This window comes from Sphingobium sp. RAC03, assembly GCF_001713415.1.
Taxonomy (GTDB): Bacteria; Pseudomonadota; Alphaproteobacteria; order Sphingomonadales; family Sphingomonadaceae; genus Sphingobium.
The window spans coordinates 1,776,921-1,791,406 of the sequence record NZ_CP016456.1 but is presented as its reverse complement, the minus strand read 5'-3'; the positions used below and the strand labels follow the sequence as shown (position 1 = coordinate 1,791,406).

Here is a 14,486-nt window from a genome sequence, read left to right as displayed (position 1 = left end):
GGACAATGGTCAACGCCCCATGCGGGTTGCAGCGTTCAGCCGGTGTAGCGACCAGCCGTTTGCCGGATAAGCGCAATCATGTTGGGAATGCCCTGCGTCCTGTTGGAACTGAGCTGATTGCGCAGGTCGAAGGGGGCCAGCGCGTCTTCGATATCCGCCGCGGCGATCGCGGCTGGCGGCTGGTCCTGCACCGTTTGCAGGACGAGCGCGATGATCCCCTTGGTGATCGCGGCATTGCTGTCGGCCAGGAAATGCAGCCGCCCATCGTCCAGCACGGTCGGATAGACCCATACGGCCGCCGAACAGCCCCGCACCAGCGTCGCATCGGTCTTGAGCGCGTCGGGCATGGGTTCGAGCGCGCGACCAAGGTCGATCAGCAAGCGATAACGGTCATCCGCATCGAGAAACTGATATTCTTCTTGGATGTCGGCAAGGTTGGTCATGCCCGCCCCTATAGGGAGAAAAGGACGGCAGGTAAGCCCCCCTCTTGGTCAGGCCGCCACCCAATCCTTGCGCAGCGCCCGCCCGCCCAATGCCATGAACAGCCCGGCGAGCAGATAGAAGCCAAGCGCCGCGACGATGGCGTAGCGCAGCGCTTCGATCCCATAAGCCGGGGTCAGCGCGTCGGACAAAGCGCCGACGAACCAGCTGCCAAGCCCCAGCCCCACCAGATTGTTGATCAGCAGGAAGCTCGCCGCCGCACTGGCGCGCATATGCGCGGGGACCAGATGCTGCACGGCGGTCAGCACCGGACCGAGCCAGACATAGACCAGCGCCTGCGGCACGAGGAACAGCGCGAAAGCAACGCCGACACTGTCGGACAGCACGCCGACCACGAACAGCGGCATACCCACCACATAGCTGATCGCGGGCACCCAGGCATAATAGGCCTTGTCCTTGCCACCCATCGCATCACCCAGCCAACCGCCCAGCAGCACGCCCGCCACGCCACCGATCAGCAGCAGCCCGCCCAGAAACTGCCCCGCGCCCATCAGGTCGAGGCCAAAGCTGCGCATCAGCAGGCTAGGCAGCCAGAAAGCGACGCCATAGCCGCACATCGAACTGCACGCCGCACCCACTGCGAGGAACCAGAAGCTGCGTTTGGCCGCGAGGATGCCGAACACAGCGGACACGGGCGCAGCATCGCTCGCCTGCACCGGCCGCACGGGTTCGCGCACCACCAGGCGGAACACGGGCGCGATCAAAAGGCCAAGCAGGCCCACGACAATGAAGGCGGTGCGCCACTCTACGGTTTGGGCGATATAGCCGCCCAGCAGCACGCCGCCCGCCGAGCCCAGCGGGATGCCGAGCGAGTAAATGGACAGCGCCCGCGCCCGCTGATGCGCGGGAAAATAGTCGGAGATGACCGCATAGGAGGGCGCGACCCCGCCCGCTTCGCCCACGCCCACGCCGATGCGGCACAGGAATAATTGCATGAAATTGCCCGCCAGCCCGCACAGCGCGGTAAAGCCGCTCCATACCGCAAGGCTGACGGTAATGACCCAGGTCCGGCTGGTGCGATCGGCCAGCAGCGCCAGCGGGATCGCCAGCGTCGAATAGAGCAGCGCAAAGGCGATACCGCCCAGCGCCCCCAATTGCGTATCGCTCAGCCCCAGCTCCGCCTTGATCGGCCCGGCAAGGATGCCCAGTATCTGCCGGTCGAGGAAGTTGAAGGTATAGACCAGCAACAGCATCGCCAGCACGACGCCGCGATAGGCAGGGGAAGCGGATTGGTCGGTCATATGGCTTCACCCATCTCCGTTCAGTTCGAGCTTGTCGAGAACCGTTGCGCAAGGGTTCTCGACAGGCGCGAACCGAACGGAGATCGGGTGGAGATCAGAACTTCACCGTCCCCGTCAAGAACACCTGCCGGGGATTGCCGTAAAAGGCGGTCAGCGTGCCTTCACGGCCCAGCGTGGGCGTCGGGAAACCGGCGGCATTGTTTGCCCCAACGAAGGTATAGCCCGACGTCTTATATTCCTTGTCCATCAGATTCTTGCCATGCAGGCCCAGCGTCCAGCGATCGTCAGGCGCGGTATAGACGATGCTGGCGTCCCACAGCGCATAGCCCTTCTGGTCGATATAGGGGTTGGGGATTTCGAACTGATAGGTCTTGCTGCGCCACGACACGCTGCTCGCCAAATACAGGCTGCCCGCGCCGATCGGGGTGGTGTAACTCATCGTACCGCTGGCGGTCCATTTGGGCGTATTCTGCACCTCCCGCAATGCAGCGACATTGGTCGGCACATTTTGCGTGGGATTAAGGGGGTTCGGGACATTGGCGATATATTCGCGATACTCAGCGTCGATATAGCCGACCGCGGTCGACAGGTTCAGCCGATCGCCCGGCGTCATCAGGTCGCGGCCCAGCCGCGCGGTGCTTTCAAACTCCAGCCCCTTGAACCGGGCCTTGCCCGCATTGGACACCACGCCGCAGAAGGAGGGCGTGGCGACGCCGCCGACGCTGACGGTGCAGGCGACGGACCCCGGAATCTGCACATCCTTATAATCGGCATAGAAGCCCGCAACCGCGACATAGAGCGCGCCGTCGAGGAAATTACCCTTGTAGCCGACTTCATAGCTATCGACCTGTTCGGGCGCGAAGCTCAGGAACGACGCGATTTCATCGTCCTGCCGGATGCCGTCGCCATTAAGGTCAGGCGCATTGGTGCCGACGCCGCGCGGATCGAAGCCGCCGCCCTTGAAGCCCTGCGAGAAGCTGGCGTAAATATTATGATCGGGCGTCGGCTTGTAGCTGATCGAGACGCGCGGGGTGAATTTCTTATATTCGCGCTCGCCGTTGAAATTGGTGCTGGGCGCACCGAACGCCACGCCCGCGCCGCCGAACAAGGGCGACCCGCCACCCAGATAGTTTTGCCGCAATACGTCGGCCCGGCGCTTGTCCCAGGTGTAGCGGCCACCCGCCGACAGGCTGAGCTGCTCCGTAATGTCGAAGGTGAAGTCACCGAACACGGCATAGGTTTCGGTGTCCACATCGGCCTGCGTATAGGCGGTCAGCCCCGCAACCGTCGTGAACAAGCGCACGTCGAACGCGGTGTCCGCCTTGGCATCGAGATAATAGAAGCCGACCATGCCGTGCAGCGGCCCCTGATCGTAGAGCAGCTGGAATTCCTGGCTCAGCTGCTCGTTGAAGTAGAAGGCGGGCACGTCGACATCGACCGCAGGCAGCGCATCGAAATCGATCGGCGAGGCGCTGTCATCCTTGCGCCAGGCGCTGATCGACCGCAGCGTCACAGCCTCGCTCAGTTCGGCGGTGATGTTCATGGAAAGACCATAGGACTTCACATATTGTTTGGGATCAGTGAGGCCGCCGCGCGTATCGAACACATCGCCCAGCACCGGCGCGCCCGATAGCTGGCCGGGAATCAGCCGATGGCCACCGCGCGCGCTGCTATTATCCTTGGTATAATCGCCGGTGATCCGCATCAGCACGGGCTGGCCATAGCCACCCATTTCAAAGGTGGCGCGGCCTGCCCAGATATCCTTGTTGTAATTTTCATCGCCGGTGGTGAGATTGTCGCCAAAGCCACCACGCGACAGCCGGGCAAAGGCCCCGCCGACACGGATCATGTCGCTCAACGGCGCCGACACGCTGATGATGCCATCGGCCTGGTCATAGCTGCCATAGGTGCCCTTGAGCTTGAGCGAAAATTCCTGCGGCAGCATCTTCGTCACATATTTGACCGCACCACCGATGGTGTTGCGCCCATAGAGCGTGCCTTGCGGCCCGCGCAGCACTTCGATCCGCTCGACATCATAAATGTCGAGGATCGCACCTTGCGGCCGGTTGAGATAGACATCGTCGAGATAGATGCCCACGCCCTGTTCGAAACCCGACACCGGGTCTTGTTGGCCCACGCCGCGGATGAAGGCGGTCAGCGTCGAATTGGTGCCGCGCGAGGCTTCCAGCGTGGTGTTGGGGGTCATGTTGGCAAGGTCGGTAATGTCGATCGCCCCGCCCCGTTCCAGCGCTTCGCCCGAAAAGGCACTGACCGCGATCGGCACACTGACCAGCGTTTCCTCGCGGCGACGGGCGGTGACGACGATCGCGCCCTCCTCCTCGACGGACGGGACGGCGGCGTCCTGCGCAAGGGCAGGCAAAGCCAGCGCGCCGCTCCAGGCGGCGGAGGCAAGGGCTATGGCGCGGATGCTGAAATGGGCCTTCATGGTCGGTCCTCTCCTGAAAATGCGGTGCCCGGTCTGCCGGATCACTTTGCGTTGTCCGATTCGATAATGAAAGTTGAACCATCTTTCAACTTGAAATAGAGAGGCGGAGACAAGGCCGGTTCAGTGCGGCAAAAAGAGCACAGATTTTCGCAAGGAGTGGACATGGCCGAAGACGCCGCTGCCAAGGACGACAAAACGCCGCGCACCGCCAGGGGTGAGCGAACTCGCCGCGCATTGCTGGCGGCGGCGGCGGCCGAATTTGGCGAAAAGGGTTTTCACGACGGCTCGATCAGCGGCATCACCCGTAGGGCTGGCTGTGCGCTGGGCAGCTTTTACACCTATTTCGACAGCAAGGACGATATCTTCCGCGCGCTTGTCGCCGATATGTCGGGCCAGGTGCGCGATTATGTGTCCCCGCGCATCGCCGACGCCCGCGACGGGATCGATGCCGAGCGGATAGGCCTGCTCAGCTTCCTGGAGTTCGCGCGCGAACATAAGGAAATCTATCGCATCATCGACGAAGCGGAGTTCGTCGACCAGTCCGCCTACCGCGCCCATTATGAAAATACCGCATCCCGCATGACGACCCGCCTCACCAAGGCGGCGGCGCGCGGCGATATCCGCGCCGATGTCGAGGAAGTCCATGCCTGGGCGATCATGGGCATGAACGTGTTTCTGGGCCTGCGCTTTGGCGTTTGGGACGACAGCCGCCCGGCTGAGGAGGTCGCCGCCATCGCCAATGCATTGGTGGAACGCGGCATCGGCACGAAAGCCTGATCATCGCCCCGATTCCGAGAAGGAGAGCGGCCCGCTATCATGCATCCCCATGCTGGACCGCAGCATGTCCGCCCAGTCCGACCCGGCGCACAGACCGATCATGCCGGGCGCATCCCACTTCGCCAGGATAGGCGCGATTTGCGATCGTGCCATGGGGCGCCCGAACAGGAAGCCCTGACCGACATCGCACCCCTTGACCATCAGATGCGCCGCTTGTGCAGCCGTCTCTATGCCTTCGGCGACCGTCGTTATGCCCAGATTTTTCGCAAGGTCGATGACCGCCCCGACAATAGCGGCATCACCCGTTTCCGCGGCATTGAGGCGCGACACGAAAGACCGGTCGATCTTGATCGTGTGAACCGGAAATTGTTGCAGGTGCGTCAGCGACGCATAGCCCGTACCGAAATCATCCAGGGCAATCGTCACGCCCGCCGCGGCCAATGTCTCCAGGCAATTATGGACCCGATCGGACAATTGCCCCACGAACACGGTTTCCGTGACCTCCAGTTCCAGCAGGCTGGCGGGCAGCCCCAGCTTGTGCATCCGCCCCAGGATGCGATCGACGAAATCACCCCGGCGGAAGTCGCCCGGTGCGCCGTTGAACGCGATCCGCCCAAAGGCGAGGCCCTGGTCGCGCCAGGCGACCATATCCGCCATGATGCAATCGAGCATCCGATCGGTCAGCCGGACGGCCAGATCCGCGTCTTCGAACGCCGCGCGGATTGCGCCGGGCGGCTGAAGCCCCTGCTGTTGATCATGAATGCGCAGCAAGGCTTCGAAACCCTCCAGCGCCCCGGTACGCAGGTTCACCTTCGGCTGGTAAAAGGGGATGATATGGTCGTTGGTCAGGGCCGCCCGCGCCTTGGTCAACATCGCCTTTTCCATGTCCACCGCTTCGCGCATGGCGGGCGTGAAGCCCCGTATCTGACCTGGTCCCTCGCTCTTGGCGGCATAGAGGGCCAGGTCCGCGCATTTATGCAGTTCTTCGGCGTCCAACCCATCCCGAAACGCCAGCGCGCCACCCGCGCTCAGGCTGACATCGATATGGCGTCCATCATGCAACAGGGAACCGGTCAGGCTGCCCATGATAGTGTCGACGGTTTCCTGTCGTGCCTGTTCCGGGGTCAGTCCCGGCAGGATAATCGCGAACTCGTCCCCACCCAGACGCGCCAAAGTCGCGCCGACCGGTAAACGCTTGCTCAGTTTGGCCGCCACGTCATGCAGCACCGCATCACCCGCATGATGGCCCAGCGTGTCGTTGATGGTCTTGAACCGGTCGACATCCAGCACGATCAGGCCGACGCATTGCCCCTGTCGGCGCGCGTCGTCCAGCGCCTCGTCCAAGCGCTCGGCGAACATCGCGCGATTGGGCAGTCCGGTCAGGGCATCATGCGACGCCGACCATTTGAGCTTGGCCTCATATTGCAACTGCGCGGTGACATCATGCAGAGAGCCCAGCAGACGGATCGGCTTGCCATCCTTGTTGCGCACGACATAGCCCCGCGCGACGAGGTTGAGATAGCGCCCATCGGCTGCGCGAAATCGGAATTGTTCGACCCATTGGTTGAAATGCACGTCCTCCAGGCTGGCGAGGTTATCGACAACGCGCTTCTGATCGTCCGCATGGATATGATCGACCCACCATGACCGGGACGTGCCCGTGCGGGTTTCGGCATAGCCCAGAACATCGAAGGCGGCCTCGCTCCAATCGATCCGATCCTGTTCCAGTGAGCAGTCCCAGATGATGTCGTTGGTCGCCCGCGACGCGAGGCGATACCGCTCTTCGCTTTCTCTCAGCGCATTTTCCGCTTTGACCTGATCATCGATATCCTCCAGCGTGCCATACCATTTCAGGATGGTGCCATCTTCACCGCGACGCGGCTGCGCGCGGGCGCGATGCCAGCGATACACGCCACTGCGGTCGCGCAAACGATAGCGCACATCCACCGCCGAGGCATCGGGCGCGCTCGTCGTTCGGTGCCACAGGTCGAGAACCGGGGGAAGATCGGCGGGATGAACAGCGGCCGTCCACCCACTACCCAACGCATCCGCCGTTGGCATGCCGGTCACCGCCTCCCATTTGGGACTGAGTTCGAGGATGGCGCCGGCGGCATCGCTGATCCACGGCATTTGCGGATTGAGGTCGACCGAATAGCGATAATGATCTTCGCTCTGCCGAAGCGCCGTGACCAGCGCGCTCATTTCGGACCGCGAGATCAAAAGCTTGCTAAACGCCGATTGGCTGGTCGCAAGCGTGCGCATGATCACGGCCGCAATGATGAGGAAGGTGACGCCGATCCCGATCAGGTAGACGTCGGACGATGTCAACAGGCACAAGGTGACCGGCGCCGCACCGAACAGCAGCACGAATCGTCCGGCAACGGGCAAGGATTGCAAACAATAACAACAGCTGATCGAGCCAACGAATACATAAAGCGCAACCGATGTGATCCGGTCGGTCGCCACTTCATTGAGCAGGAACAGCCCCCAGGCGCCGAACGCGGCGCTCAGGACCGCCGACATGACGATGGTCCCGGCAAGATGCCGCCGCATCTTGCTTGGGGAGGGCACGCTCCTCTTGCGCGCCGTCCAAAGGAAACCCCGGACGACGATAATGACGGACAGGGTGGCCGGAACGCTGAGGCTCAGCCAGACCGGCACATCGCCATAGGTCACCATCGCCAGGCAAAAGACGTTGATGAACATCAAGGCGTACATCAGGGGAATCTGCCCCGTCAGCGCCTTATACTGCTCGTGCAACGCCACCTGCGATTTTTCGGCAATCCGTCTGAACCGAGCAAATACCATATGTGCGCACCAAGCTCTCCCTCGCTATATATAGGAGCAACCTGTTAACAAACGCATAGAGCCAGCAATATCGAACGTTCATGCAGGAAGCATGGTCGATGCGCGTGAGCGTCCCGCTATCTGATCATATTTATTGGGGGGAGAGTAAAAATGGTGCCCGGAGACGGATTCGAACCGCCGACACAGCGATTTTCAATCGCTTGCTCTACCAACTGAGCTATCCAGGCACAGCCAACTGCGGAGTGTTCCGCCCGATGGAGGCGTGCCTATAGGCGTCAATCCTGTTCGCTGTCTAGCCCATAATCGCCGATTTTTTGCGTGTCATCCTCGGCGGGTGGCCCGGCGACGCGATAGCCTTCGCCCAGCCATTGCAGCAGGTCGCGGTCGCGACAGGCGGCGCTGCAAAAGGGGCGCGTGTCCGCGCTGGCGGGCTTTTTGCAGACCGGACAGGCGGCGGCTTTAGGCGACATGGCCACCCGCGATCGCGAGGGTGGCATCGGCCTGCATGCTGATCGCACCGCCGCGACGCTTGGCAAGCTGTTCGATCCAGTTGGGCCGCTTGTGCAGATAGTCGATGATGGCGGGCGCGGCGACCAGCGTCGCGGGACCACCCTGGCCATGCCGTTCGGCGCGGCGCAGCAGCGCCAGTGCAGCGGTCGCCACCGGATCTTCGCGCAACAGCTCCATCAGGTTCGCGCGCTCGCGGCGGCGGATGATCTGAACGAAGCCGAAGCCGTTGACCGCCGTGCGCTCGAAGGGGAGCGGCAGATATTTGTCGATCTGGGCGGCGGCGATGATCCGCTCGTCCTTGTTGTTCATCGTCGGCAGGTCGATGCCGATCGATCCGCTCAGGCCCATGCGCCGCACTGTTTGCGCCGCCAGCTTCGCGCCCTTCGGCCCCAGCTGCGCCGGCGGCAGCGACCCGTCAATGTCGATCAACAACATGGCAGGCGTTAGATAGAGGCGCAGCGCCGCGGCTTCGGTGCCGACTTCGCCGCTGATCGCTTCTTCCATCAGCTCGCTCCAGCCATGGGCTTCCAGCCGGTCTTCCTCATGCGCGGGGCAGGGGACAACAGGGACGCCGGTGGCGCGGATGCGCTGGAGCAAGGTGGGACCAGCCTGCGCCTTCATACCCGGCTGGGTGCTGCGGCCCTTGGCGCGCTTGGGGCGGCCTTCTTCGGGGATGGCTTCGCGCAGGATTTCGACCAGCAGGTTCGCGCCCTCCGCCAGCCGGGGCGGGATCGGCTCGATCAGTACTTCCTCGCCGCTGATCAGGCGGACAATGCCGCGCTTCTTGGGAATGACCGTGGTGATGAGTTTGCCCTGCATCACCGCGCCCGCGCGTGCGGCATCGCCTTCGCGCTCGATCAGCGCCTCGACCAACTGGCCCTTTTCGATCAGCGCGGCACGGGCCTCGCCAATGCCTTCTTCATAAAGCCACTCGGCCATGTCGGTTCCTAATCGAGGGGATGGCCCGCTGCCTTGAGCAGCGTGCGGGTTTCGTAGAGCGGCAGGCCCATGATCGCGCTATGGCTACCCTGGATCGCCCGGATCAGCCCGGCGGCCTTGCCTTGGATCGCATAGCCGCCCGCCTTGCCGCGCCATTCGTCGCTGGCAATATAGCGGTCGATATCCGCTGCCTCCAGCCGCTTGAACGTCACGATATTGGTCGACAGCCGATGCCGCGCCACGCCCGCGCCGTCGATCAGCGTGATGGCGCTCAGCACGCGATGGCGACGGCCCGACAGCAGTGTCAGGCAAGCGCGCGCTTCCGCCTCGCTTTCCGCCTTGGGCAAGATGCGCCGTCCAGCAGCCACCACCGTATCGCCCGACAGAACCAGTGCGCCGTCATGGCGCGCCGCCACCACCACTGCCTTTTCAGCAGCAATGCGCGCGGCATAGAGCGCGGGCAGTTCGGCCTTGCCGGGCGTTTCGTCCAGATCAGCGGGATCGACCGCATCCGGGACAACGCCGATTTGCCCCAGCAGCGCGAGCCGCCGGGGGGATGCCGAAGCCAATATGAGTCGCATCAGATACGACTTATTTGAAACGGTACGTGATCCGACCCTTGGTCAGGTCGTAAGGGGTCAGCTCGACAAGCACTTCGTCACCCACCAGCACGCGGATGCGATTCTTGCGCATCTTACCGGCGGTGTGGCCGAGAATTTCGTGGTCATTTTCAAGCCGGACACGGAACATGGCGTTGGGGAGAAGCTCCACAACCTGTCCGCGCATTTCAAGCAGTTCTTCTTTCGCCATAATATCCCAAATTCGCAAAATCGCGCCGCCATAGCGCCAAACTGCGCAAAATGGAAGTCACGCTTTCACGCCGAACCGATCCCCTGCCGCGATGAGCGCTGCGAAGATGTGATCGAGCTGTGTTTCATCCAGGCAATAGGGCGGCATGAGGTAGATGCTGTTGCCCAAGGGCCGCAGCAATATGCCCCGCTCCAGGAAGAAGGCCCGGAGCCGGGGTGCGAGGTCCGACAGATAGCCCGCATCCGGCGCGATCAGGTCGATCGCCGCGATTGCCCCCAGTTGCCGCGGGTTGGCGAAGGCGGAATGCTGCGCCAGTTCTGCCAGCCGCGTCGCGATGCCATCAGCCAGCGTGGCGATCCGGCCCAGCACATCCTCTTCACGCCAGATGGCGAGATTGGCGACCGCCGCCGCGCAGGCGATGGCGTTCGCGGTATAGCTGGACGAATGATAGAAAAGCCGCGCCCGGTCGGTCGAGCGATGCGCTTCGAAGATCGGCGCGGTCGCCAGCGTCGCCGCCAGCGGGATCGCGCCACCGGTAATGCCCTTCGCCACCGCCATGATGTCGGGCACGACCCGTGCCTGTTCACAGGCAAACAGCGTGCCGGTGCGGCCCCAGCCGGTCATTACTTCATCGGCGATGAACAGCACATCATGGCGGCGGCAGATCGCCGCCATCTCGCGCAGGATCAAGGGCGAGTAGACCAGCATCCCGCCTGCGCCCAATATCAGTGGCTCGACGATAAAGGCGGCGGGCTTTTCGCGGCAAGCGGCATCAAGCGCATTAAGGCAGGCTTGCTCCTGGCCCGGTGCCGGGAACGGAATCGTCCCGACATCGAACAGCAACGGCGTCCAGGCAGCGTTATAGACGCCCCGCTCGCCAATCGACATCGTGCCGATCGTATCGCCATGATAGCTATGGTCCAGCACCAATATACGGCTGCGCGCGTCGTCCAGCCCGTCCAGCGCCCGGTTGTGCCAATAGCCAAGCGCCATTTTCAGCGCGACCTCGACCGCAGTGGAGCCGCTGTCGGAGTAAAAGACATGGGTGAGGCTGGGCTGATCGGGCGCGCGGGGCGCTAGGTCAATCAGGCCGCGCGCCACTTCCTCGGCCGGCGCATGGGTGTAGCCCGCGAAGATCAGTTGATCGAGCTGCCCTGCCTGCGCCGCAATGGCGGCGGCGATACGCGGGTGGCAATGGCCATGGGTCGTGACCCACCAGCTCGAAATCGCGTCGATCAACATGCTGCCATCGGCCAGATGCAACAGCGCACCCTCGGCGCGTACGACCTGGGGGATCGGCTCGTTCAGGCCATGCTGGGTGAAGGGGTGCCAGACAGGAGAAGTCATGGCATGCCTTTAGGCGAGAGCCGCCTGCAAGGCTATGGCTTCTCCGCGTCCGGCGCATCCACCGGCACGGGCGGCGGGATGACGACCGGCGGCGGCGTGACGCGCACCTCGACCCGGCGATTCTTCGCCCGGCCTTCGGGATCGTCGCTGCCATCCTCCTTGGCATTGGGCGCGATCGGCCGGGTTTCCCCCAGCGCGACCAGCGTGATGCGCTCGGCCGCCACGCCCTTTTCGAGCAGATAATCGCGCACCCGCTCGGCGCGGCGGCGCGAGGCGACGCGGTTGTCGCCATCGGTGCCCAGCGAATCGCTATGCCCGCGCAGCGCCACCGCTCCACCCGCCTGCATTGCTGGGGTCGTCATCAGCGCGTCCAGAGCGGCCTTCGCCCCATCGTCCAACTGGAGCGACAGGGCACCGAAGCCGATCAGCAATTCTTCCGGCTCGATCTTGGGTTCTTCCACCGTGGGCACGACTTCGGGGCGCAGGATGGAGCGTTGCGGCTCTACCATATTGTCCGCGCCATTGTCCGCCACGCCATTGTCGGCGATCGCGTTATTGGCAGCCTCCTGCCCAGCGGGCGGCTGACACGCAGCCAAGCTCGCGCACAGGAGCAGCGCGGTTGGGGCCAATTTGGTCATTCTTCCTTTCCTTTCGATCGGATCGGGGCGGGCGGCACATAGGACAGGATGGTGTCGCCGGGCTGGGGCGTGGGGCGCGACGCATGGGAGAAGAAACGCAGCGCCCCGGTCCGGCGCACAAGCAAGAGCATGTCGCCCTCCGGCGGCAAGGCGGCGCGGGCCGCTTCATAATCGAACTGTTCGCTGATCTTCGTCTTGCGGAAGGTCCAGCCTTGCTCCTCGCGTTCCACAATATCCTCCACGCCATGGCCTGACGTGAAGAGCGTCCGGCCGCGCAGCGACTCTGGCAAGGTGCGCGGATCGTCATCATCGCTGGCATCGCCCAGCTGATAGACGTTGTCGCGCCCGATTTCCGGCGCAAATTCATTGCAGACGAGCGCGTTATAGGCCTCGTTGCCCGTCGCAGCAGCCAACACCTGAAACTGGGTGAGATCCAGCCGCTCTTCGGTGGCTTCGGACAGTATCTCGCCATGATAGGTGGGGATGCCCTTGTGCCGGGCCGGGGCAAGCCGCTGCCAGCTATTGTCGGCGATCGTCACGGGTATGTCGAGCTGGCGCAACTGATCGGCCAACCCCAGACTGAAAGGCGTCGCACCGACGATCAACAGCCCCTGTTCCGATGCACCCGTTACCTTGAGCAGCCGCGCGACCGCCTTGATCGAAAAACCGTGGAAGAGGATCGTCGCGATGACGACCGCAAAGGACAAGGTGACCAGGATCGATCCGTCACCATAGCCGAGCCGGTCGAGCCGCAGCGCGAACAGGCCGGAAATGGCCACCGCGACGATACCGCGCGGCGCGATCCACGCGACCAGCAACCGCTCGTTCCAGGGGACGGGCGAGAAAGCGAGACTGAGCAGGACCGTGGCTGGCCGCACCAAAAACAAAAGCGCCAGCAGGAAGCCGATGAAGCGCCATTCGAACTGGCGCAACACCTCCAGGTTGAGCGAGGCAGAGAGGATGACGAACACGCCTGAGATCAGCAGGACAGTGACATTCTCCTTGAACGGCTGAATGTCGCGCAGCGAATCGAAGCGCATATTGGCGAGCGCCACGCCCATCACCGTGACCGCCAGCAATCCGGTTTCCTGCTGGATCATGTTCGATCCGACAAAGACACCAATCACCGCGACCAGCAATATCGGTGCCTTGAGATATTCGGGCACATGACCGCGCGGAAAGGCCCAGCCGATCGCACGGGCGGCAAGCCAGCCGATCAGGCCTGCGATGACCGCAGCACCCAGCAGCGACAAGATGACCGACGCCAGCGTCCCGCCCTCGCCCGCCCGGCGCAGATATTCATAGGTCACGACGCCGAGCAGCGCCCCGACCGGATCATTGACGATCGCTTCCCATTTCAGGATGGCGCGCGGCCGCGCCGCGACGTTGGACTGACGCAGCAAGGGCAGCACCACGGTCGGCCCCGTGACCACCAATATCCCGGCGAACAGGATCGCGACGGGCCAGACCAGCCCAGCGACATAATAGCAGGCGATAGCGCCCAATACCCAGCCGATCGGCGCGCCGAGCAGGACGAGGCGGATCACCGCGCCATCGGTCTTGCGCAATTCGCGGAAATTGAGGCTGAGGCCACCTTCGAACAGGATCAGCGCGACCGCGATCGACACCATGGGTTCGAGCAGTTCGCCGAACACATGTTCGGGATTGATAATGTGGAGAACGGGGCCGCCGATGACGCCCGCCGCCAGCATCAGCGCAATGGCAGGCCAGCCCGTGCGCCAGGCGATCCACTGCGCGCCGATCCCCAATATGCCGATCAGCGCGATGGAAAGGGCCAGTTGCTGCATGGCGGGCACGATAGACAGACAGCGCGGCCGCCGTCACCCCCTGATATTTTTAACCGGTCGGGGAACCACCGGGCGGTGGGACGAAAAATGGGCCGATCGAGGACCGGCCCATCCGTCTTTCATCAGGGCTGCGGCTGCGCCGGGGCGGCGGGTGCGGCGGCCTGAATACGCTGCTGAAGCGCGGGGTCGGTGGCGGCAGCCTGGCCGATCTGGTTGAACTTTTCAGGCGGCAGGCCGGACGCCTGCAACGCGGCGAGCATCTTGGGCTGCTTCTCGGCGGCCGGGATCGACGCATCCGCCTGGATCTTCGTCACTTCGGTGGCCGCAGCGGCAAATTGCTGGATATCGCTATCGCTGAAATTGCTGGCTCCGGCGGCGGGTGCCGCGGGGGAAGCGGGCGCGGCTGGGGCGGGCTGCGTGGTCTGCGCCGCGAGCGGGGCAACCGCGAAAAGAGCGGCCGATGCGAGGCCAGCCTTGAGGGCGTGGGAAAGGGTGAGGCTCTTCACAATGCGTCTCCTTGAACTGATGACCCGTCAGAAGCTGTGGACAACGCATCGGCATGGGAAGGCCCGTTCCGTCGAGCCGTGGCATAAGGCGGACGATGTTCGGGTTCCCGACGACTCGTCTTTTTTGCGAAACGGGCCGTCAGCAGCCCTTATCG

The 14,486-nt window shown here is 63.4% G+C and carries 13 protein-coding genes and 1 tRNA gene; 1 reads left to right on the top strand and 13 read right to left on the bottom strand.

The window, feature by feature from the left end; translation table 11 throughout:
- Window positions 1-35: 35 nt before the first annotated feature.
- The 3 genes from BSY17_RS13200 to BSY17_RS13190 all read right to left on the bottom strand — a co-directional run bounded on the left by BSY17_RS13200 (window position 36) and on the right by BSY17_RS13190 (window position 4,188).
- On the bottom strand, window positions 36-443 hold the full coding sequence (locus BSY17_RS13200) for a SufE family protein (RefSeq protein ID WP_069065851.1): 408 nt from the start codon (window positions 441-443) through the stop codon (window positions 36-38).
- Between the two features lie 48 nt (window positions 444-491).
- Window positions 492-1,742 carry a spinster family MFS transporter gene (locus BSY17_RS13195; RefSeq protein WP_069065850.1) on the bottom strand — a complete coding sequence of 417 codons (1,251 nt, stop codon included), beginning with the start codon at window positions 1,740-1,742 and terminating at the stop codon, window positions 492-494.
- Window positions 1,743-1,836: 94 nt separating this feature from the next.
- Window positions 1,837-4,188, bottom strand: a complete 2,352-nt coding sequence (locus BSY17_RS13190; protein WP_069065849.1) for a TonB-dependent receptor — start codon at window positions 4,186-4,188, stop codon at window positions 1,837-1,839.
- A gap of 162 nt (window positions 4,189-4,350) precedes the next feature.
- Between BSY17_RS13190 and BSY17_RS13185 the strand changes: the two genes are divergently transcribed.
- Complete coding sequence (locus BSY17_RS13185) at window positions 4,351-4,965, top strand: TetR/AcrR family transcriptional regulator (protein ID WP_037472133.1); 615 nt, start codon at window positions 4,351-4,353, stop codon at window positions 4,963-4,965.
- On the opposite strand, the gene BSY17_RS13180 is transcribed toward BSY17_RS13185, so the two are convergent.
- The 10 genes from BSY17_RS13180 to BSY17_RS13135 form a co-directional block, all read right to left on the bottom strand.
- A complete protein-coding gene (locus BSY17_RS13180; protein ID WP_069065848.1) occupies window positions 4,966-7,773 on the bottom strand; it encodes a putative bifunctional diguanylate cyclase/phosphodiesterase in 2,808 nt (935 codons plus the stop codon). It lies immediately after the preceding gene.
- A gap of 151 nt (window positions 7,774-7,924) precedes the next feature.
- Window positions 7,925-8,000 (bottom strand) — tRNA-Phe (locus BSY17_RS13175).
- Window positions 8,001-8,048: 48 nt separating this feature from the next.
- On the bottom strand, window positions 8,049-8,243 hold the full coding sequence (locus BSY17_RS13170) for a DNA gyrase inhibitor YacG (protein ID WP_069065847.1): 195 nt from the start codon (window positions 8,241-8,243) through the stop codon (window positions 8,049-8,051).
- Window positions 8,233-9,222: a ribonuclease gene (locus BSY17_RS13165; RefSeq protein WP_069065846.1), complete on the bottom strand. Its 990-nt coding sequence runs from the start codon at window positions 9,220-9,222 to the stop codon at window positions 8,233-8,235. Before BSY17_RS13165 ends, BSY17_RS13170 begins: the two co-directional genes overlap by 11 nt.
- A gap of 8 nt (window positions 9,223-9,230) precedes the next feature.
- Entirely contained in the window at window positions 9,231-9,803 is a 573-nt protein-coding gene (locus BSY17_RS13160; RefSeq protein ID WP_069065845.1) for a Maf family protein, read from the bottom strand.
- A gap of 10 nt (window positions 9,804-9,813) precedes the next feature.
- Entirely contained in the window at window positions 9,814-10,032 is a 219-nt protein-coding gene (gene infA / locus BSY17_RS13155) for a translation initiation factor IF-1 (RefSeq protein WP_003049127.1), read from the bottom strand.
- Between the two features lie 57 nt (window positions 10,033-10,089).
- The gene (locus BSY17_RS13150) at window positions 10,090-11,379 is read right to left on the bottom strand and encodes an adenosylmethionine--8-amino-7-oxononanoate transaminase (protein ID WP_069065844.1); all 1,290 of its coding nucleotides are present in this window, start codon (window positions 11,377-11,379) and stop codon (window positions 10,090-10,092) included.
- A 32-nt stretch (window positions 11,380-11,411) separates the two neighbouring features.
- Complete coding sequence (locus tag BSY17_RS13145; RefSeq protein WP_069065843.1) at window positions 11,412-12,017, bottom strand: OmpA family protein; 606 nt, start codon at window positions 12,015-12,017, stop codon at window positions 11,412-11,414.
- Window positions 12,014-13,825, bottom strand: coding sequence for a cation:proton antiporter (locus BSY17_RS13140; RefSeq protein ID WP_069065842.1), 1,812 nt, complete (start codon window positions 13,823-13,825; stop codon window positions 12,014-12,016). Before BSY17_RS13140 ends, BSY17_RS13145 begins: the two co-directional genes overlap by 4 nt.
- Window positions 13,826-13,947: 122 nt before the next feature.
- Window positions 13,948-14,331, bottom strand: coding sequence for a DUF4168 domain-containing protein (locus tag BSY17_RS13135; RefSeq protein ID WP_069065841.1), 384 nt, complete (start codon window positions 14,329-14,331; stop codon window positions 13,948-13,950).
- Window positions 14,332-14,486 lie beyond the last annotated feature (155 nt).

Coding starts and splice junctions, on each gene's coding strand:
- BSY17_RS13200 (WP_069065851.1), bottom strand. CDS start 443: ATGACCAACCTTGCCGACATCCAAGAAGAATATCAGTTTCTCGATGCG.
- BSY17_RS13195 (WP_069065850.1), bottom strand. CDS start 1,742: ATGACCGACCAATCCGCTTCCCCTGCCTATCGCGGCGTCGTGCTGGCG.
- BSY17_RS13190 (WP_069065849.1), bottom strand. CDS start 4,188: ATGAAGGCCCATTTCAGCATCCGCGCCATAGCCCTTGCCTCCGCCGCC.
- BSY17_RS13185 (WP_037472133.1), top strand. CDS start 4,351: ATGGCCGAAGACGCCGCTGCCAAGGACGACAAAACGCCGCGCACCGCC.
- BSY17_RS13180 (WP_069065848.1), bottom strand. CDS start 7,773: ATGGTATTTGCTCGGTTCAGACGGATTGCCGAAAAATCGCAGGTGGCG.
- BSY17_RS13170 (WP_069065847.1), bottom strand. CDS start 8,243: ATGTCGCCTAAAGCCGCCGCCTGTCCGGTCTGCAAAAAGCCCGCCAGC.
- BSY17_RS13165 (WP_069065846.1), bottom strand. CDS start 9,222: ATGGCCGAGTGGCTTTATGAAGAAGGCATTGGCGAGGCCCGTGCCGCG.
- BSY17_RS13160 (WP_069065845.1), bottom strand. CDS start 9,803: ATGCGACTCATATTGGCTTCGGCATCCCCCCGGCGGCTCGCGCTGCTG.
- infA (WP_003049127.1), bottom strand. CDS start 10,032: ATGGCGAAAGAAGAACTGCTTGAAATGCGCGGACAGGTTGTGGAGCTT.
- BSY17_RS13150 (WP_069065844.1), bottom strand. CDS start 11,379: ATGACTTCTCCTGTCTGGCACCCCTTCACCCAGCATGGCCTGAACGAG.
- BSY17_RS13145 (WP_069065843.1), bottom strand. CDS start 12,017: ATGACCAAATTGGCCCCAACCGCGCTGCTCCTGTGCGCGAGCTTGGCT.
- BSY17_RS13140 (WP_069065842.1), bottom strand. CDS start 13,825: ATGCAGCAACTGGCCCTTTCCATCGCGCTGATCGGCATATTGGGGATC.